Annotated in this window: 18 protein-coding genes; 8 read left to right on the top strand and 10 right to left on the bottom strand. The window is 71.1% G+C overall.

What is annotated here, in order from left to right:
- Window positions 1-17: 17 nt before the first annotated feature.
- The 5 genes from AB0B97_RS01060 to AB0B97_RS01040 all read right to left on the bottom strand — a co-directional run bounded on the left by AB0B97_RS01060 (window position 18) and on the right by AB0B97_RS01040 (window position 4,901).
- Window positions 18-668, bottom strand: a complete 651-nt coding sequence (locus AB0B97_RS01060; RefSeq protein WP_357489580.1) for a prephenate dehydratase — start codon at window positions 666-668, stop codon at window positions 18-20.
- A complete protein-coding gene (locus AB0B97_RS01055; RefSeq protein ID WP_357489578.1) occupies window positions 652-2,076 on the bottom strand; it encodes an AMP-binding protein in 1,425 nt (474 codons plus the stop codon). The genes AB0B97_RS01060 and AB0B97_RS01055 overlap by 17 nt, the downstream gene beginning before the upstream one ends.
- Window positions 2,077-2,140: 64 nt before the next feature.
- Window positions 2,141-2,851 (bottom strand): SDR family oxidoreductase, encoded by a 711-nt coding sequence (locus AB0B97_RS01050; protein WP_357489576.1) that lies wholly within the window; start codon window positions 2,849-2,851, stop codon window positions 2,141-2,143.
- On the bottom strand, window positions 2,848-3,441 hold the full coding sequence (locus AB0B97_RS01045) for an aminodeoxychorismate/anthranilate synthase component II (RefSeq protein WP_357489574.1): 594 nt from the start codon (window positions 3,439-3,441) through the stop codon (window positions 2,848-2,850). The genes AB0B97_RS01050 and AB0B97_RS01045 overlap by 4 nt, the downstream gene beginning before the upstream one ends.
- Window positions 3,438-4,901 carry an anthranilate synthase component I family protein gene (locus AB0B97_RS01040; RefSeq protein WP_357489572.1) on the bottom strand — a complete coding sequence of 488 codons (1,464 nt, stop codon included), beginning with the start codon at window positions 4,899-4,901 and terminating at the stop codon, window positions 3,438-3,440. Before AB0B97_RS01040 ends, AB0B97_RS01045 begins: the two co-directional genes overlap by 4 nt.
- A gap of 414 nt (window positions 4,902-5,315) precedes the next feature.
- Between AB0B97_RS01040 and AB0B97_RS01035 the strand changes: the two genes are divergently transcribed.
- Window positions 5,316-6,665 (top strand): PLP-dependent aminotransferase family protein, encoded by a 1,350-nt coding sequence (locus tag AB0B97_RS01035; protein ID WP_357489570.1) that lies wholly within the window; start codon window positions 5,316-5,318, stop codon window positions 6,663-6,665.
- A gap of 48 nt (window positions 6,666-6,713) precedes the next feature.
- Complete coding sequence (locus tag AB0B97_RS01030; protein WP_357489568.1) at window positions 6,714-7,565, top strand: nucleotidyltransferase domain-containing protein; 852 nt, start codon at window positions 6,714-6,716, stop codon at window positions 7,563-7,565.
- Between the two features lie 23 nt (window positions 7,566-7,588).
- On the opposite strand, the gene AB0B97_RS01025 is transcribed toward AB0B97_RS01030, so the two are convergent.
- From AB0B97_RS01025 to AB0B97_RS01015, 3 genes are all read right to left on the bottom strand, one after another.
- A complete protein-coding gene (locus tag AB0B97_RS01025) occupies window positions 7,589-8,185 on the bottom strand; it encodes a VanZ family protein (protein WP_357489566.1) in 597 nt (198 codons plus the stop codon).
- Window positions 8,186-8,257: 72 nt separating this feature from the next.
- Window positions 8,258-8,716, bottom strand: coding sequence for a GNAT family N-acetyltransferase (locus AB0B97_RS01020; RefSeq protein WP_357489564.1), 459 nt, complete (start codon window positions 8,714-8,716; stop codon window positions 8,258-8,260).
- A gap of 43 nt (window positions 8,717-8,759) precedes the next feature.
- Entirely contained in the window at window positions 8,760-9,470 is a 711-nt protein-coding gene (locus tag AB0B97_RS01015; protein ID WP_234581777.1) for an alpha/beta hydrolase, read from the bottom strand.
- A 332-nt stretch (window positions 9,471-9,802) separates the two neighbouring features.
- Between AB0B97_RS01015 and AB0B97_RS01010 the strand changes: the two genes are divergently transcribed.
- Window positions 9,803-10,375, top strand: a complete 573-nt coding sequence (locus AB0B97_RS01010; RefSeq protein ID WP_357489562.1) for a hypothetical protein — start codon at window positions 9,803-9,805, stop codon at window positions 10,373-10,375.
- The gene (locus tag AB0B97_RS01005; protein WP_357489560.1) at window positions 10,372-10,986 is read left to right on the top strand and encodes an HD domain-containing protein; all 615 of its coding nucleotides are present in this window, start codon (window positions 10,372-10,374) and stop codon (window positions 10,984-10,986) included. Before AB0B97_RS01010 ends, AB0B97_RS01005 begins: the two co-directional genes overlap by 4 nt.
- Window positions 10,987-11,018: 32 nt before the next feature.
- On the opposite strand, the gene AB0B97_RS01000 is transcribed toward AB0B97_RS01005, so the two are convergent.
- Window positions 11,019-12,407: a hypothetical protein gene (locus AB0B97_RS01000; RefSeq protein WP_357489558.1), complete on the bottom strand. Its 1,389-nt coding sequence runs from the start codon at window positions 12,405-12,407 to the stop codon at window positions 11,019-11,021.
- Window positions 12,408-12,769: 362 nt separating this feature from the next.
- Here AB0B97_RS01000 and AB0B97_RS00995 point away from each other — a divergent pair, with 362 nt between their 5' ends.
- Together AB0B97_RS00995 and AB0B97_RS00990 are read left to right on the top strand one after the other, a co-directional pair.
- Window positions 12,770-14,284, top strand: coding sequence for a family 43 glycosylhydrolase (locus AB0B97_RS00995; protein WP_357489556.1), 1,515 nt, complete (start codon window positions 12,770-12,772; stop codon window positions 14,282-14,284).
- 99 nt (window positions 14,285-14,383) lie between these two features.
- The gene (locus tag AB0B97_RS00990) at window positions 14,384-15,430 is read left to right on the top strand and encodes an SMP-30/gluconolactonase/LRE family protein (protein WP_357489554.1); all 1,047 of its coding nucleotides are present in this window, start codon (window positions 14,384-14,386) and stop codon (window positions 15,428-15,430) included.
- 52 nt (window positions 15,431-15,482) lie between these two features.
- On the opposite strand, the gene AB0B97_RS00985 is transcribed toward AB0B97_RS00990, so the two are convergent.
- On the bottom strand, window positions 15,483-16,214 hold the full coding sequence (locus AB0B97_RS00985) for a cytidylate kinase family protein (protein ID WP_357489552.1): 732 nt from the start codon (window positions 16,212-16,214) through the stop codon (window positions 15,483-15,485).
- Window positions 16,215-16,320: 106 nt separating this feature from the next.
- Between AB0B97_RS00985 and AB0B97_RS00980 the strand changes: the two genes are divergently transcribed.
- Together AB0B97_RS00980 and AB0B97_RS00975 are read left to right on the top strand one after the other, a co-directional pair.
- The gene (locus AB0B97_RS00980) at window positions 16,321-17,181 is read left to right on the top strand and encodes an oxygenase MpaB family protein (protein WP_357489550.1); all 861 of its coding nucleotides are present in this window, start codon (window positions 16,321-16,323) and stop codon (window positions 17,179-17,181) included.
- A gap of 17 nt (window positions 17,182-17,198) precedes the next feature.
- Window positions 17,199-17,858: a haloacid dehalogenase-like hydrolase gene (locus AB0B97_RS00975; protein WP_357489548.1), complete on the top strand. Its 660-nt coding sequence runs from the start codon at window positions 17,199-17,201 to the stop codon at window positions 17,856-17,858.
- Window positions 17,859-18,114 lie beyond the last annotated feature (256 nt).

The following is an 18,114-nucleotide window of genomic DNA, read 5'->3' as shown; positions in this document are numbered from 1 at the left end:
TCTCTCGGTGTCTGGTCTCAGCGGCGGCCGAACAGGGTCCACACGATCTCGGCGCCCGGGCGGCGGGCCACCCACCGCAGGCCGTGGCGCTCGACCCCGGGCGCGTTGGTCACCGCGAGGTCGGCGCCGCCGGCGGCGAGGATCTCGGCGGCGTGCTGGGTGGAGTCGGCGTCGACCCACCGCACCGACCGGTCCCGCAGGGCCGGTGGCGCTAGGTCGGTGAAGATCCGCCGGACCTCCCAGAGGGCGGCCACGGCGAGCTGACCCCCGGAGGCGTCCGGGTCGCGGTCCGGCTGGGCCGCGATGCCGTACTCCGGGGTGGCCTGGGCGAAATAGGCCTCCAGCCGCAGGTCCCGGTGCCAGTGAAAGCGGGTGAGGCCCTGATAGGCGCTCGGCACGAGGGCCTGGTCGACCCGCCGGTCCACCAGCGCCGCGAGCACCGCGTCGAAGGTGTCGGACAGCTCGACGCGCAGCCCGTGCCGCTCGGCGAGGAACACCGCGGTCAGGTGGCTGGACGTCCCGGGCGGGCCGAGCGTGGCCAGCGTGGTGCCGGGCCGGCTCGCCCAGCCGTCCACCACGCTGTGCCAGCGCCGCCCGTACGCCTCGGCGAGCGGCCCGGGCAGCGCCGGCACCCGCTCGTCGGCGACTGTCTCAGGTGGTGTAGCCACGGTTGCCCGCCATCCGCTGCGCCACCTGGGTCTCGTGGTCGGCCTCGACCCGCCGGTCGACGATCCGGGCGGCCTTCCAGCTCACGAAGGCGCCGGTGCTGACGATCGGGTCGAGCCCGTCGGTCAGCTCCACCTCGACGGGTACGCCGAGCGCGGCGGCGGCCCGCTCCCGGACGCCGTCGGCCACCCCGGCGGGGTCGTCGACGAGTTCCTTGAGCAGTTCCAGGCGGACGGTCAGCCGGTCGCCCCCGGCCGCCGGGTCGTGGTCGATCACCACCTGGTAGCCGCCGGAGCCGGTGACCCCGGTCAACACGGCCGTCTCGACCTGGCCGGCGGTGAAGCGTCGACCGCCCAGCTCGATGCGGTCCAGCGTCCGCCCGACGATCTGCACGAGGTCGCCGGCCATCTCGCAGTCACAGTCGGACGCCTCGACGATCACCGCGTCGCCGGTGCGGTAGCGGACCAGCGGCTTCACCCCGTCGATCAGCATGGTGACGGTGAGTTCCCCGCTGCCGCGCGGGCCGTGCGACGCGCCCGTCTCCGGGTCCACCACCTCGATGAGGTAGTTGGTCTGGGAGAGGTGCATCCGCTTGTTGCGGCAGGCGGTGGCGATGACGAACGCCTCCTGCGAGCCGTACAGGATGTTGTAGACGTTCGCGCCCCAGACGGATTCCAGGTTTCGGGCCAGCGCCGGGGTGCACATCTCGCCGGTGACGAAGAGCAGCTTGACGGCGAAGTCCTCGCGCAGCCGGTAGCCGTAGTGCTCGGCCGCCTTGGCGAGCATCATGGCCACACCCGGCGTGCAGCAGACGACCTCCAGCTCCAGGTCCTTCATGAGCTGCAACGCCTTGGCGAACCCGATCACCGGCGAGTACGGCCAGATCTTCGCGTTGAGCGAGCCGACGTTGCGGGCGATGTCACCGAGGGTGTCGCCGAAGGAGTGCACCTCGGTCGGGCCCATCAGCCCGATCCGCGGCGGGTGGTCGCCGAAGTGGTGGCGGAAGATCGACGCCCAGGACTCGGTGACGTGGGCGTTGCTGGCCACCACCTCCCGACCGTCGCGGGGGCACGGTGTCGCGCGGCCCGTCGTGCCTGTCGTCTCGTAGAAGAAGACCCCGTCGGCCAGCGGTCGGCTGAGCACGTCGAGCATCTCCTCGCGCAGGTGCGTCTTCGTCGTGAAGGGCAGCCGGTCGAGGGTCGCCGGGGTGATCGTGGCGAGGTCCACGTCGGCCAGGTGCCGGGCGTAGAACGGCGACCCGGTCGTCACCTGGTCCAGGACCGTGCGCAGTTGGCGTTCCCGCCACGCGTCCAGGTCGGCCGGGTCGAGGGTGCGGTCGTAGAAGGCCTTGTGCAGGGCCAGGTAGTCGACGGCGAAGTCGGCCGCCGGTCCAGTGGTCGGAAGCCACATGGTCGGGATCCTCTCCAGGGGTGCGCCGGCTGCGGTGCGATCGGCGCTCGGGCGGTGACGCGACTCAGTGCAGGCCGCCGTTGACGTCCACCACAGTGGCGGTGACGTAGCTGCTGGCCGGGTCGGCGAGCCAGGCGACGGCCGCGGCGATCTCGGCCGGTGTGCCGAACCGGCCGACGGGGATCCGGGCCCGGTAGTCGTCCTGACGCTGCGCCGGAATCCGGGCGGCCATCGGGGTCTCGACCAGGCCGGGAGCCACCGCGTTGACCCGGATGCGGTGCTCGGCGAGCGACCGGCCGAGGCTGTGGGTGAGCGCGATGCAGGCGCCCTTCGACGCCCCGTACGCGGCGTCCGGGCTGCCGGACTGCCCGCTGATCGAGGCGACGTTGACCACCGTGCCCGGCCGGCCGGCGCTGATCAGGGCGCGGGCGAACGCCTGCGTGCAGAAGAACGCGGCGCCCACGTTGACGTCGAACACCTGCGCGTACGTCTTCGGGTCGTAGTCGAGAAAGTCGCGGGCGTGGTAGACCCCGGCGTTGTTCACCAGCACCTCGGGCAGGCCGTACCGCTCGCGGATGTCCGCGAAGAGCCGCTCGACCTGTTCGGGCACTGCCACGTCGGCGACCAGCGAGGCGTACGCCGCCGGGTCGCCGCCCGGGTCGACGTCGACGCCGAGCACGCGGTGCCCGGATGCGGTCAGGGCCGCCGTCACGGCCCGGCCGATGCCGCCGGCCGCCCCGGTGACCACGGCGAGGGGTGCCGACCGGTCGGTCATGACGATCCCGCCGTCAGCGCCGGCGACGCGCTGCGCAGGAAGTTGTCGAACAGGCGCAGCCCGTCCTCGGTGAGCACGCTCTCCGGGTGGAACTGCACCCCCTCGACCGCCAGGGCCCGGTGTCGTACCCCCATCACGTAGCCGTCGTCGGACGACCGCGCGGTCACGTGCAGGGCCAGTGGCGCCGGGTCCGCGACGATGAGCGAGTGGTAGCGGGTCACGGTGAGCGGGGCGGGTGCGCCGTCGAAGACCCCTCGACCGTCGTGCGTGACGACGCTGGTCTTGCCGTGCATCAGGTGCCGGGCGACCGCGACGGTCCCCCCGTACGCGAGGCCGATCGCCTGATGTCCGAGGCAGACGCCGAGCAACGGGACCTGGCCGGCGAAGGCGTGCACCAGCTCCACGTGCCCGGACTCGGCGGGATGACCCGGCCCGGGGCCGAGCACCACCGCGTCCGGTCGCAGGGCCGCGAGCTGGTCGCTGGTCCGCGTCCGGGAGCGGACCACGACGGTCCGCGCGCCGAGCGTCCGCAGGTACTGGTCGATGATGTGGGTGAAACTGTCGTACGCGTCGACGAGCAGGACCTTCACGACAGCAGCTCCGCACCGGTCAGGGCCCAGAAGGTGGCGTTCATCTTGGCCAGCGTCTCGCGCCACTCGTCGCCGGGTGTGGAGTCGGCCACCACTCCGGCGGACGCCTGGGTGCGGTAGCGCCGGCCGTCGTGCACGGCGGTGCGGATGCAGAGCGCGAGCACGGCGTACCCGCGGACGTCCACCAGGCCGACGGCGCCCGCGTAGACGCCCCGGGGCTCGTCCTCCAGGCCGTCGATGATCTCCATCGCCCGCAGCTTCGGCGCACCGGTCATGGTGCCCGCCGGAAAGGTGGCGCAGATCGCCGCCCACACGTCGGCGTCGTCGGCGAGCTGGCCGGAGACGGTGGAGACCAGGTGGTGCACGTACGCGAACGGCTCGACGTCGAACATGGAGTCGACGCTGAGCGTGCCGGGCACACAGACCCGGCCGATGTCGTTGCGGCACAGGTCGACAAGCATGACGTGCTCGGCCCGTTCCTTCTCGCTGGCCGCCAGTTCGGCCACCCGTCGGCGGTCGGCCTGGGGGTCGGTGGCCCGGGGCGCGGTGCCGGCGATCGGGCGCATCGACAGCCGGCCCTGTTCGATGCGCAGGAACAGCTCCGGGCTCGCGCCGATGACGGTCTGGCCGGCCCACGGGGTCAGGTACATGTACGGCGACGGGTTGCGGTGGCGCAGCCGTCGGTAGACCTCCAGCGGCGTGAGCGTGGTCTCCACGTCGATGCGGTGGCCGATCTGGATCTGGTAGCTGTCCCCCACCTCGATGTGGCGCAGGCACTGCTTCACCCGGGCGGCGAACGTCTCCTCGTCGACGGTGTCCCGCACCAGGCTCGGCGGCGGGGCGGCCGGCACGTCCAGGTGGCCGTCGGCCGGCCCGGGAAGGTCCGGCAGCCGGGCGGCGGCGTCGTCCCGCGGCAGGTGCGGGCCGGAGGCGGAGAGCTGGCGCACCGTGCCGGCGCGCAGGTCCCACCAGACGGTGTGCCGGAACAGCGCGAGTGTGCAGCGTGGGATGTCGTCGACGACCCGGTCGACGGAGAGTTCGTCCATGTCCCGCGCGGCCTCGTACGCCAGGGTGGTGAGGAAACCGAAGGCGAAGCTGTCGACGGGGACTGTGGTGCGGACCGCGAACGCCCGCTGCACGGCCCGGACGGCGGCCCACACCTCGCTCGGCCCGGCGACCGGCCAGATCCGCTGGGCGGCGAGGCGCCGGACCGGCTCGCCCAGCACGGCGGTCAGCACGGCGGCCAGGGCGTCGCCGAGCGCACCCTCGGCGGTCACCTCCAGCCGGTCGGCGATGAACCGCACCTCGGCGAGAAGGCCCCAGCCGACGGCCGCCGCACACCGGTCCTGCGCCGGACCGTCCAGGCTTTCGAAGAGATACAGATCGTTGTCAGCGCAACTTTCCGCGAGTGCCGTATAGAGCGACAATGGATCGATCGACGGCAGTGTGACAGATGTCACCTCTACGGGAATTGAGTTGGTCAATGGTGTATGCGCCACCGCCATCGAATGCGACCGGATGGGCCACGTGGCGAGTTCGGTTGACAATAGGGACACTTGCGGAACCCCCTCTGAACAGCCCGATTTCCGCGCCACCGTTGGCGCTGACCCCGCCGATGACACGGCAGGTCGGACCCTTCCCCCCAGACGAAAGGACTCGCACGACCACTCCGACACCGGCGACGAAGGCGTCCGCATTGGACATTCTCGGAACGTACGCCCTGATTCGCCGGTCAGTGAGCGGTTGCGCGCCCGGCCAACACTTTCCACAGGCACGGATCACGCTGTCCATACCACTTCGGCGATCTCGGAGCGGACCACTTGTCACTGAATCTAAGCCTGTCAATAGACGCCCAATCACGTGAAACGCTGGCGGTGCAGCTCCGTAACGCATTTCGTACGCAGATCGAGGAGGGCACACTGCGTCCCGGCACGCGCGTGCCGTCGAGCCGGCAACTCGCCGCCGATCTCGGGGTGTCCCGCAGTGTGGTCGTCGAGGCGTACGAACAGCTCTGCGCCGAGGGGTACCTCGTCTCCCAGCACGGCTCGGGCACGTCCGTGGCGGCGGCACGTGCCGACGTCGGCTCGGCGCTCACCCCGGACGACCGCGCGCCCGCGGCTGCGGTCCACGACCTGCGCACCGGCGGGCTGCACGACTCCACCTTCCCCCGCCAGGACTGGATCCGGGCGGTCAGCGCGGTTATCACCTCGGCCGGCCGCCGCGAGCTGGGGTACGCCCCACCGTCCGGCCTGCCCGTCGTCCGGCACACCCTCGCCGGCTACCTGGGCCGGGTACGCGGCGTCCGCACCCGACCCGAACACCTCATGATCACCTCAGGCTTCGCGCAGGGCCTCGCGCTGCTCTGCCGCGAGCTGCGCGACCGGGGCCACGACACGATCGGGGTGGAGGATCCCGGGCACCCGGGCGAGTGGGAGTTCATCGCCGAGGCCGGACTGTGTCCGGTGGGCATCCCGGTGGACGGCGACGGCATCCGGGTCGACGCGCTGGCCGCGAGCGGGGTCCGCGCCGCGCTCGTCACCCCGGCCAGCCAGTTCCCGACCGGGGCCACGCTCAGCGCGCAACGCCGGGCGCACCTGGTCGCCTGGGCGCAGGAGGTGGACGGCTACCTCATCGAGGACGACTTCGACGCCGCCCTGGTCGCCCCGGCGCAGCGGATGCCGGCGCTGCAGAGCCTGGCACCGGACCGGGTGATCTACGCCGGCAGCGCCAGCAAGGTCCTCGCCCCGGCACTGCGCCTCGGCTGGCTGGCCACCCCGCCCGACCTGACCACACGCGTCGAGCGGATCCGCGCCGGCTGGGACATCGGCTGCTCCGGGCTGGAGCAACTCGCCCTCGCCCGGCTGATCGACACCGGCGCGTTCGACAGGCATCTGCGCCGACTCGGCGCCGACGTGCGGAAACGCCGTCAGACGGTCCAGCAGTTCGTCTCCCGCCACCTGCCCGACGTCACAGTCCTCGGTCCGAACGGCGGGCTCCAGGCGTACCTGGTGCTGCCGGCGCGGTGCGCCGAGGAGGCGTTGGTGCAGGCGGCCCGCCGCCGGTCGGTGCTGGTGCGCGGCGGCCGCTTCTACGCCCTCCGCACGGACGTCCGGCCGCCGGCGCTGGTCGTCGGCTACGCCGGGGTACGCGGCCCCGAGCTGGGCCGCGGCCTGGCCGGGATCGCCGCGGCGTACCGGGAGACGATCGGCGGCAGCGGTTCGTGAAGCGGTAATGCGCTTGGTTCAGGCGGCCGGCTCCGGCAGAGTGCTCCGGTGACCGCACGGGGCCTGGACATCGACGGAACCATCGCGCGCGAGGGCTCGCTGGGGCAGGTCCCGGCGGCGTTCGTCGACGTCGTCGCTGCGGCACGCGCGCGGATCGTCGACTCCTTCGGCGACGGTCGACTGCACAGCGCCTACCTCTACGGCAGCATCCCGCGCGGCACCGCCAGACCCGGGATCTCCGATCTCGACCTGCTGCTCGCGCTGCACGCGGAGCCGACCGACGCGGACCGACGGCATGCGGAGCGGATCGAGCAGGCCCTCGACGAGTCCTTCGCCCAGATCGACGGCGCGGGCATCCTGCTGTTCAGCACACGCACCCTGCTCAGCGAGCTGGAGCGCCACGACCTCGGCTTCTTCGTCGCCTGCCTGTGCACTTCCCTGCTGGGCGACGACCTCGCCGACCAACTCCCCCGTTACCGGCCCACCCCGTTGCTCGCCCGCGAGACCAACGGCGACCTGTCACTCGCGCTGGCGCCCTGGCGCCGCCAGGCCGCCGAGGCGGAGACCGACGACCAACGCAAGGTCCTGAGCCGGCTCGTCGCCCGTCGCGTCGTCCGGACCGGATTCACGCTGGTCATGCCTCGCTGGGGCGGCTGGACCAGTGACCTCACGGAGTCCGCCGGCGCGTTCGGGTCCTACTATCCCCAACGTGCCGGGCAGATGCGCAGGGCTGCCGTCGTGGGTCGCGCACCGTCGCCGGACCCGGCCGTCCTGCACGAGCTCATCGACGACCTCGGGCCGTGGCTCGCGACCGAGTACGCGGCCGTGCACGGCGAGAAGACCGACCGCCCCGGACATCATGCGGCGCCGGCGCCTGGTTCAACCGCCGCCGATTCCTGAGGCCGGTGCCCGGTACCGCGGGGTCAGCGTGGTGATGCCGTGACCGATCGCGGCCGATCCGACACCGTGTCGGCCCTGCCGCGCCACCAGCGGCGCGACGCCAGCGCGGCCAGCCCAGCGCCGGCGGCGTTGAGCAGGACGTCGTCCACGGACGTCACCCGGTCCAACCGCAGGACGTACTGCGCGGCCTCGACCAGGACCGAGCAGCCCGCGGCGAGCACCAGGATCCGTGGTACGGACGCCAGTGCCGCGAACCGCAGCGGCGCGAAGAATCCCAACGCCGCGAACACCAGCAGGTTGCCGACGACCTGACCCGTCAGCGTCAGCAGCCCTCCGTCGGAGAAGATGGTGAACAGGTCACGGAGCGGCACCAGGCTCAGCCGCCCGGGAACAGCACCCGCCCGGGAGCCCGGCAACATGATCATCCAGACCCACGGCAGCGTCCCGTACACGATGCCGACCTCTGCCAACGACGTCCGCCACGCCCGCGGGGCGCCGTTCGCACGTCGACGGCGGGCCAGCGCCCACACCGCCAGCGCGGCCAACGGCAGTGCGGCCACCGTGAGGAGCACCACGCCGGTGAACGAGCCGACCCAGCCGTGCCACCCCTCGATCACCACCCGGGCACCATAGCCGCCTGGCCACCGCGACGCCGCCAGGCGTCCGCGGCCTACCGGGAGACGACCGGTTGATCAGTCGGCACGGCGGGCGCGGGTCGGCTCGCGCACCATGAACACGTCCACCGGGTCCTCGGTCTCGACGGTGAATCCGTGCCGCTCGTACAGCCGCCGGGCCGGGCTGCCCCGCAGCACGTTCAACCGGACCCGGACGCCGTCACGGTCACACCGTTCGAGCAGTCCGCGCAGCACTGCCGCGCCGATGCCGCCGCCCTGTACGTGGGGAGCAAGGTAGAAGTGCTCCAGCCAGCGCACGTCGTCGGCCGGGCGCAGCGACACGCAACCGGCGAAGGCGCCGCCCACCTCGATCACCCAGGTGTGCGCGGGCGCGAAGCCGTCCCGCAGGCGTTGCCGCACCCGCTGCTCGTCGTAGCGCCCGAGCCGTTCCAGATCCGCCCGCAGCACCACGGACCGCAGCTCGGCCACGGCCTCGACGTCCGCTGCCGACGCCTGCCGCATCGCCCAGTCCCCCATGATCGCCAGGCTACGACGTGACCCGTCGCGTCGTACCGGCCCCTCAGGTGGCCCGGACCGCCTCGATGATCGACTCGGCGACCTCACTCGGCCGGGCCACCGCCATCGCGTGCGAGCCACCGACGATCTCGCGCTGGCCGCGCGGGGCGGCCCGCTCGGCCATGAACCGGTGCACGGCGGCCGGGATGTTCATGTCGGCGTCGCCGAACACGAACCAGCTGGGCAGGGACCGCCAGGCGGGCTCGCCGGTGAGTCCGTCGCTCAGGGCCTGCTCGGTGATCGGGCGCTGGGTACGGGCCATCAGCGCGGCGACGTCGTCCGACGAGTCCGCGGCGAACTGCGCGTGATAGGCGTCCTGGCCGATCGCCACCTCGTTGCCGCCGGTCGACAGCGGGTACTGCACCAGGGTGTCGGCGAGCGTGCTGCCGGGGAACTTCCCGGACAGCGCCAGCGCCGATTCGCCGGTGTCCGGGGCGAAGGCGTTGACGTACACGAGGGCCCGCACCGAGGTGTCGCCCGCCGCGGCCTGCGTGATCACCATGCCGCCGTACGAGTGGCCGACGAGGACTACCGGGCCGCCGATCCCGTGTGCCACGTCCCGCACGTACGCGGCGTCGCCCGCGACGCTGCGCAGCGGGTTCGCGGCGGCCACCACGTTGTACGCGGCGCCCAGCCGCTCGATCACACCGTTCCAGCTCGCCGACTCGGCGAACGCGCCGTGCACGAGGACGATGGTGGGCTCCGGATCGGGCATGACACGCGCTCCCTTGCTCCGTGACAGTGGTCATCCGCCGGCCGCGCCGGCACGCCTGATTACCCGTTCGGCGACCGCGAAACGTGCCATCTGAGCGCAGGCTCCCATGCTGTGCCGACCGGCTGCTCCGGCGCCGTAACCGGCTTGTGCCCGGTGGGGAGGGCTCCTTCCCCGTTGCCCGTGACCGAACTGCGAACGCCGCGACTGTGGCGCGCAACCTGGGCGAACGGTGGTCCGTCCTGGCTCGGGCCCGCGGGGGCCGCCAGCGCTGCGGACTATCGCTAGAGTGGGACGCCGGCCAGTGCTGTCAACAATGGCTGTCAGGAGAGCGTGTGGCCGTACGGGTTGTTAGTTCGATGCCGGGCGATCCCTCGTATCCGGTCGAGGTGTTGTACGACGGGTGGAGGATATGCGCCTCCAACGCGGAGGAAGCCCTTGGCCTGATCGTTGAGGGATACCGGGACATCACGCCTGGACCCGCGCGGATGCAGGCGCGACTCGCGCTGGCGCTCCGGGCCCGGACTATGGTGCAGACGCTGCTCAATGCCGGTGAACTCTTCGACCAGAGCACGGACGAGCAGCGGCAAGTTCTGCTGGCGCGGCAGGACGCGCCGGCGCCGCGCGTCGAGGTGTGGGGCGGCGTCGTACCCCTGGTGTTGGTGACCTCGTTCTACCGGCCGCTCGGGGACCGAGACCAGCCACGCGTGGCCGGGCCTGGTCAGGTCTGGTGGATCGATCCGCACACTTCCGGGTCTCTTCTGCGGACGCTTCACCAGGCGCGATGGCTTGACCTCACGCGGATGGAGGCGAGCTCGGATGATCAGGACGGCGCCTACCGCAATCTTGGCTCGAACGGCGCTGCTGGCTACTGGTGGCGCCCCTGTGATGCAGGTGTGGGCGCGTGACGGTCGATCACGCACTGGTGGTGCCGACAGACCAGCAGATCCGGGCACTGCACGAGCGGTACGCGCCGAACGAGGAAGCCTTCGATCTGGTCTACACGCACTGCCAGATCATTTGCGCCGTGGCTGAGCAACTCCTCGAAAGGCACCCTTGGCCCCTGAACGTCGATCTGGTGCGGGCGGGAAGTCTGCTGCACGACATCGGTGTCTACCGCCTCTACGATGCGACGGGGCAGCTCGATCACGAGAACTACATCCGTCATGGGGTGCTGGGGCATGCGCTCCTGCGCGATGCCGGACTTCCCGAACTGATCGGCAGGTTCTGCTCTCACCACACCGGCGTCGGGCTCACCCGTGAGGACGTGCTGCAGCAGCGCCTGCCGCTACCGGTGGGTGACTACCTGGCCGATACGGCGGAAGAGCAGTTGGTGACGTACGCCGACAAGTTCCACAGCAAGACGACGCCGCCCACGTTCGTGACCAGCTCCTCCTACGTTGCTGGTCTGCGGCGGTTCGGTGAGGACAAGGTGGCCCGGTTCGCGGCGTTGGTGAAGAAGTTCGGTGAGCCGGACCTGCTGTCACTGTCCCGTAGCTATCAGCAGCCGCTGATCTGAGTCATCGGCCAATGGCTGCTGATGTCGGGTCTCTACCGGCGCCTGCCGAGGTTAGGGTCCGGACCTTGGGTGTGCCCCGGCCTGGACGATCGGCTATCACCGCCCCGCCCTGATGTGGCCTGTGGCGTGGATCGCTGGGGCGGAAATGCGAGGGCAGCCAATCTTGCCGGCGTGTTGGTCCGCTGCGTCTCGCTGCGGGGCTGAAAGGTGATGATGCTGGAGATGGGCCGGCCGCTGTCGGGCACCCAGACAAAGTCGCTCTCGGCAGCCTTCGGCCAGCGAAGGTAGTGCCGGTTGCCAAAACTGGTGAGCTCCCCGTCCACGGCTGCCCACATCTTGGCCGTTTGGCCCCCGTCGATGAAGCAGCCCCAGCGGAAGCCCGAGTCAGCCGCGATGGAGTCTCGTGCTTCCTGCGGGGTAGCGCCCTGGAAGACAGGGGAGCCCGGACGGCCGTCGAACAGCCGTAGGTGGGTTCGGCCCACGCGGTCCTCGAAGACCGCCATCCGGGCCCTCCGGCTGGGCGCGAACGGCGGTACGACATCGAGCGATCGGTCCGTGTTGATGGGATGCGCTGCGAAGTCGGCGACGTCCAATGATGGCCCCACGGTTGCGGCAGAGTCAGGAAACGTCTCGGCGTGCAGCTCGCCGATGCTGCGAACTTCCAGCAGGTTGTCACCGCGAAGGTCGATGTGCCGAGTCGGACACCTCATCACGAGGTCGTAGGCGAAGATGTCCAAGGCGCCGGACGCGGCCACGCCCGTGGACCGAAATCCGCGTCCACCGGTCGAGATGAATCCGACATCGACCCAGTCGGCGGCACGGCCCAGGGCGGGCGTTAGGCGTGACGCCTCATCCAAGACTCGCACGCTGCCCTTCGTCGGGTCGTTTCGGCGCGTGATCACCATGTTGCCGTTGCCGAAGGCATAGCACTCGGCCTGTCGCCCGGTGAGGCTGCCGGTCCACGTCAGCTCGGCCCCATTGATCATGACCGTGCCGGCGGCGGCGAGATTGCACGTTGACAGCACCCCAGCCCGAGAAATGAGGGCCTCGCGATCGACCACCGGCATGCTGAGGATTCGACCCTGCTCGACGGCGAGGTTCAGGCTTGTTTGTACGGGCAGGCCGGACGCCTCGTCGAGCAGGGTGAAGAAGGCGGCGGTGGAGGTTGCCGGGGCGTGCCGCGCCGCGTCGACGGCGGTGGTGGGGCGAGGCGTGAAACGCACCGCTGCCGTCGTAGCACTCGGTGTCCAACTCAGGTCGTAGACGTTGGCAAAGCCACCGTCAGCGAAGCTCAACGGGCTGGTGCGCAACATGAGGCCGCTGCCGAGGTCGGTTTCCCGCACCGCCACTGGTCGGTCGATCTCGGTTTCCATGAATCGGGCCGCGTCCTGCAGCGACCGGAACCGACGCTCATCAGCCATCGGACGCAGCCAACCAGGTTTGCTCGCCAGCCTCGGACCGCATCGCGGCGCGCTCCCTCCCCCGGGGTCACACCACTCTCTGGTGCGGCGGCGTGAGAGTCCATAGTGGCAGGACCAACTCGTCAGCGTGGTCCGCCTCCTGGAGGTCGTCCTGTTGTCGACGCCCCCGCGGGACCGGCCACCCTCGGCGTCCGGAACAACTTGACACTCGTCGATGTTAGCGCCAACACTTAGGGCCGTTACGCGGGCGCAACGCCCTCGTCACAATCCCGGCCCGCGGGCGCTGCTTCCCAGCGGGGGCGTGGGTCGATCGCCGCTGTCGCGGCCGTCCGGCTCTCGCGCACAGACGTCACGGAGGTCAGATGCCGCTGCCACTGCACCGAGCCGAGGCCGCCGCCCGCCGAGTCACCGGCCCGGGGCGTACCGGTCGCGGTGGCGCCCGACGCCCCCGAGCGGTCCTGGCCGCCCTGCTGGTGGTGCTCGCCCTGTCGGCCGGCCTGCCGATGGCCGGGCCGGCGCACGCCGCACCCGCCGTGAACTACACCAACCCACTGGTCAACCAGCGGGCCGACCCGCACATCTTCCGGCACACCGACGGCTACTACTACCTGACCGCCACCATGCCCCAGTACGACCGGATCGTGCTGCGGCGCGCGACCACCCTGCAGGGTTTGGCGACGGCCGCGGAGACGACGATCTGGACCCGGCACACCAGCGGAGAGATGGGTGCCCACATCTGGGCGCCGGAGATCCACTTCATCAACAACAGGTGGTACGTCTACTTCGCCGCCGGCCGGACCGACGACGTGTGGCGCATCCGGATGTACGTGCTGGAGAACGCCAACGCCAACCCGCTGACCGGTTCGTGGACCGAGCGCGGCCGGATCACGACACCCTGGGACACCTTCAGCCTGGACGCCTCGACCTTCGTTGCCAACGGCGTGCGGTACCTGACCTGGGCGCAGCAGGAGCCGGGCATCTCCACCAACTCGAACGTCTACCTCGCCCGGATGGGCGCCAACCCGTGGCAGATCACCGGCACCGTGACCCGACTCGTCGTGCCGACGTACGACTGGGAGACCCGCGGCTACCGGGTCGCCGAGGGGCCCGCCGTGATCCAGCGCAACGGCCGCCTCTTCCTGACCTACTCCGCCAGCGCCACGGACGCCAACTACTGCCTCGGGATGCTGAGCGCCTCCGCCAGCGCGAACCTGCTCGACGCCGCCGCCTGGAGCAAGAGCCCGAACCCGGTGTTCACCAGCAGCGCGGCCACCGGCCAGTACGGCCCCGGCCACAACTCGTTCACCGTCTCCGAGGACGGGCAAAGCGACATCCTGGTCTATCACGACCGCAACTACCGGGACATCAGCGGCGATCCGCTCAACGACCCGAACCGACGGACCAGGGTGCAGAAGGTGTATTGGAACGCCGACGGCACCCCGAACTTCGGCATCCCGGTGCCCGACGGGGCCACCCCGGTCCGGCTGCGGTCGCACGATCTGACCACCAGCTACATCCGGCACTACGACTACCGGGCCCGGGTCGAGCCGAACGTCACGAACCTCGCCGACAGCCAGTTCCGCATCGTCAACGGCCTCGCCGGCGGCGGATCGGTGTCGCTGGAGTCGACCAACTTCCCGGGCTACTACCTGCGTCACTACGGCTTCGCCCTGTCCATCGCGCGCAACGACGGCTCGTCGGTCTTCGCCAACGACGCGAGCTTCCAACGCCGAGCGGGCCTCGCCGACAGTGCCGGGCTCTCGTTGGAGTCACAGAACTACCCGGGCCGCTACGTCCGCCACCGCGACGGCCTGCTCTACCTGGAAGCGGTCGGTACGAGCGCCGAGCGCGCCTCGGCCACCTTCCACCTGGAATAGCTGCCCATCGGCGGGCCGGCGGGCTGCCGGTCCGCCCGCGACCTCGACACCGTCGGCGGCCGGTCACCGCGACCCCGCCGACGCCGATTGGAGCATCCGATGATCCGGCGTCCCACCATCGCCGTACTGGCCGGTCTCTGCCTCGCGGCAAGCGCCGCGCCGCTGCCCGCCGCCGCCGTTCCTGTGAGCGCTCACACCACGGCCGCCGCCGCGCTCGCCGGCCCGCCCGGCACACCGCCCGGCGCGTGCCCGACGGGGGCCAGCTACGGCTCGCCGCTGCCGTCCAACTCCCTGACGGCGACGAAGATCAGGAGTGGCTTCAACTTCCTCGAAGGGCCCGTCTGGGTCGCCGACGGCGGCTACCTCCTCTTCTCCGACATGGCCCCCGGCACCGGGCCGTACAACGTCCAGCCGTCCACGATCCGCCGGTTCACGCCGCCGTCGACCTTCGACACGTTCATCGCCAACTCCGGCAGCAACGGACTGGCGCTCAGCGCCGACGGCCAGCAGATCATCGCGGCCACCCACGACCAGCGCAGCGTGTCCGCGTACCGGTTGAGCGACCGGAGCCGCAGCATCGTCGCGGCGAACTACCAGGGCCGGGCGTTCAACTCGCCCAACGACGTCGCGGTCCGGTCCGACGGCGTCACCTACTTCACCGACCCCAACTTCCAGCGTGGCAACCGCCCGGACCAGATGTACGGCCGCACCAGCGTCTTCCGCGTCTCGGGCGGCCAGGTGTCGCTGGTGGACGACCAGTTGCGCCAGCCCAACGGCATCGCGCTCGCGCCGGACGGATCCACGCTGTACGTGGGCGCCTACTCCGAGAACAAGATCTACAAGTACGCCGTCCAGCCCGACGGCACCACCGGCGCGCGCAGCGTGTTCGTGAACTACATCGGCGGTCCGGACGGCGTCACGATCGACTGCGCCGGCAACGTGTACTGGGCCTCGGGCGGGGACTCCCTGGTCCACGTCTACTCCCCCACGGGTGCCCAGCTCGGCACGATCCGCCCCGGCTTCTCCGGTACGACAAACGTGGCCTTCGGTGGGCCCGACCGGCAGACCCTCTACATCACCTCGGGTCCGTGGGGCGACTCCGGCCTCTACAGCGTGCGGCTCAACGTCCCGGGCTACCCGTACTGAGGGACGACCGCGCCCGTCCGGCGACGCCGGACGGGCGTGCTTCTGAAACGGCTCAGGTCGCCGGGCCAGCCGCGCCCGGCGCACCCCGAGCAGCCGAGTTCCCCGCGCGCCGGTCCGGACCCGTCTCCCAGACCGGCCGCCGGGGGTCGTCGTTGCGCACGATGATGTCGACGTGTTCCGTCGGGCGGACCGTGGCGTTGTAGAACTGCTGGGAGGGGATGTAGCGCTCACGCCAGCGCCGTTCGATGTCGGCCCGGGACGACCGTCGACGCTCGCGGGTCACGGCACGCTCCACTGTCGCCTCGAGCGCGATCGACACGAAGACGCGCAGGTCCCACCGATCGATCAACTCCGGGCGCATGAGAAAGACGCCGTCGAAGAGCAGCACCGCGTCGGTCGGAGCGGTAGTGACCGGCGGGGACAGCACGGTGTCCGTGGTGGGGTCGTAGACCGCGTGTCGGAAGCGTCGGTCTCCGTCCGGGCCGAGCGGATCCAGCAGAACCCGGATCAGCGACCTGTGGTCGTGGGTGTCGTGGTAGCAGCCCTCGGCCGAGTACTCGCCGCGCGGATAGCGCTGTGCCCGGGGGAAGAGGAAATCGTCGATCGTCGCGCGGATGACGGCACGGCCCTGTGCGCGCAGGACGACGGCCAGCTCGTCGGCGAGGGTGGTCTTGCCGGCCGCGGGCGGCCCGTCGATGGCCACGCGCGCCGGGTGTGCGACGGCGACCGACCCGACTGCCTCGGCCAGGCGGCCGAGCACCTCGTCGCGGGCACCGTGCGCCATGCCTGCCCCGTCCTCGGTGAGCGGATCGGATCCGCGCTCAACGACTGCTCCGAACTGGAGCGAGCGTACACTCACGTTCCGTGCCGATGTCTCAAGGCGCCCGCCGATGAGGGGCCGCCACGACAACCTCACACGGATCCGCATGCTGGACCCGCAGCGCGACTACCTGGACATCTACCAGAGCATGCTGCGCCGCGAGTTCCCCTGGGACATGAAGCTCGGGCTCAACCTCGCCTTCAACAGGTCCTTCTCCATCCCCGCCATCGCCGCCGTGCACACCGCCACCGGCGAACTGACCAACCGCACCCAGAAGCGCATCGACGACACCGGCCTGCTCATGTACGAGATGGTCCTCAACGGCTTCGACGAGCCCCGCGGCCGCGACGCGCTGCGGCGCGTCAACCAGATCCACCGCCCGTACGACATCGGCAACGACGACTTCCGCTACGTCCTCGGCTGCCTGGTCGTGATCCCCACCCGGTGGTTGCAGGAGTACGGCTGGCGCCAGCCCTGCTGCCACGAGCGGCAGGCGACGTACCTGTTCTACCGGGAGCTGGGCCGGCGGATGGGCATCACGGACATCCCCGGGTCGTACGCCGAGTTCGAGACCTGGTTCGACGCGCACGACGCGGCGCACCTGCAACCCAACGACGAGGCTGCGGCCATCGAGCGGGCCACCCGCATGCTGATGCTCACCCGGCTGCCCCGGCTGCTCGCGCCGCTGGGAAACGCGCTGGTCACCGCCATGTACGACGCGCCGCTACGACGCGCGACGCGGGTCGACACGCCGCCGTGGCCGGTCCGGGCCGGCCTGCACGCGGCGCTGAAGACGCGCTCACGGCTGCAGCTGTGGTGCGGATCGCCACGGACGACCCCGCTGTTCGCCGAGGGGATCAGCGCCAGGAGCTACCCCGACGGGTACGAGATCAGCCAGCTCGGCCCGCACCACGACCAAGCCCCCGAGTAGTGGGCGACGGCGGACCGATGATGGCGCCCTCCGACGACACCGTCATCTTCGATCTCGACGGCGTGCTGCTGCGCGGGGACGCCTTCGGGCTCTTCATGCGGCGCGTGGGCTTCGCGGGCGCTCGACTGCCGCTCGCCGTCGTCCTGCTCCTCCTCCTCGCGCCCGTCGTCGCCGTCCCCTCCTTGCGCCCACGCGCGGCGCGCTGGATGAGCCGGATCGGCCTGGCGGGCCGAGACGCCGACCGCCTGCAGGCGCAGCTCGGGCGTTTCGGCGCGGATCTCGGTACGGAGCCGGGGCGCGTCATCGCGCCCGGTGTCCGGATGATCCGTGCCCACCTCGCCGCCGGTGACCGGGTCATCGTGGTCACCGCCTGCGAGCACACCCTGGCGCGTGCCCTGCTCGACGCGATCGGCCTCGCCGAGGTCGGGCTCGTGGCCTCACACATCCGCGGCCCGAAGCTGATCGTGCACAACCACGGGGCGACCAAGGTGGCCCAGCTCGCCGCCGCAGGGGTCACGCCGCCCTGGCGGGTCGCCTACAGCGACTCCCTGTCGGATCTGCCCCTTCTCGGCGGCGCCGAGCAGGCCGTGCTGGTCAACGCGACAGCGCGGCAGGCCGCCCGGGCGCGGCGGCTGCTCGGCGCCCGGCTGCGCACCGTCACCTGGACGGCCGGCTGACCGCAGGCGCGGCCCGGGCCGCATGTCATCGGCAGCCTCGGATCCCCCGCGATCGTCCCAGGGTCTGAAACCCTATTTACCCAGTAGGAATAGTTGGTTAGCGTGGAAGCCGTGATCAGCCAGCTGAATCCCCTCGACGGCACCGCGGTCGCGGTGTCCCGGGGATGTTGCCGTGGCTGGACCACCGCGCGCGGCTGCTGCCGCTGACCACGCGTTCCTGACTTCTCCCTGTCGCCACGCCGTCGACTCGACGACG

Origin of the sequence: Micromonospora sp. NPDC049004, assembly GCF_040649315.1 — a bacterium.
Taxonomy (GTDB): domain Bacteria; phylum Actinomycetota; class Actinomycetes; order Mycobacteriales; family Micromonosporaceae; genus Micromonospora.
This window is presented reverse-complemented; position numbering and strand designations above follow the sequence as displayed.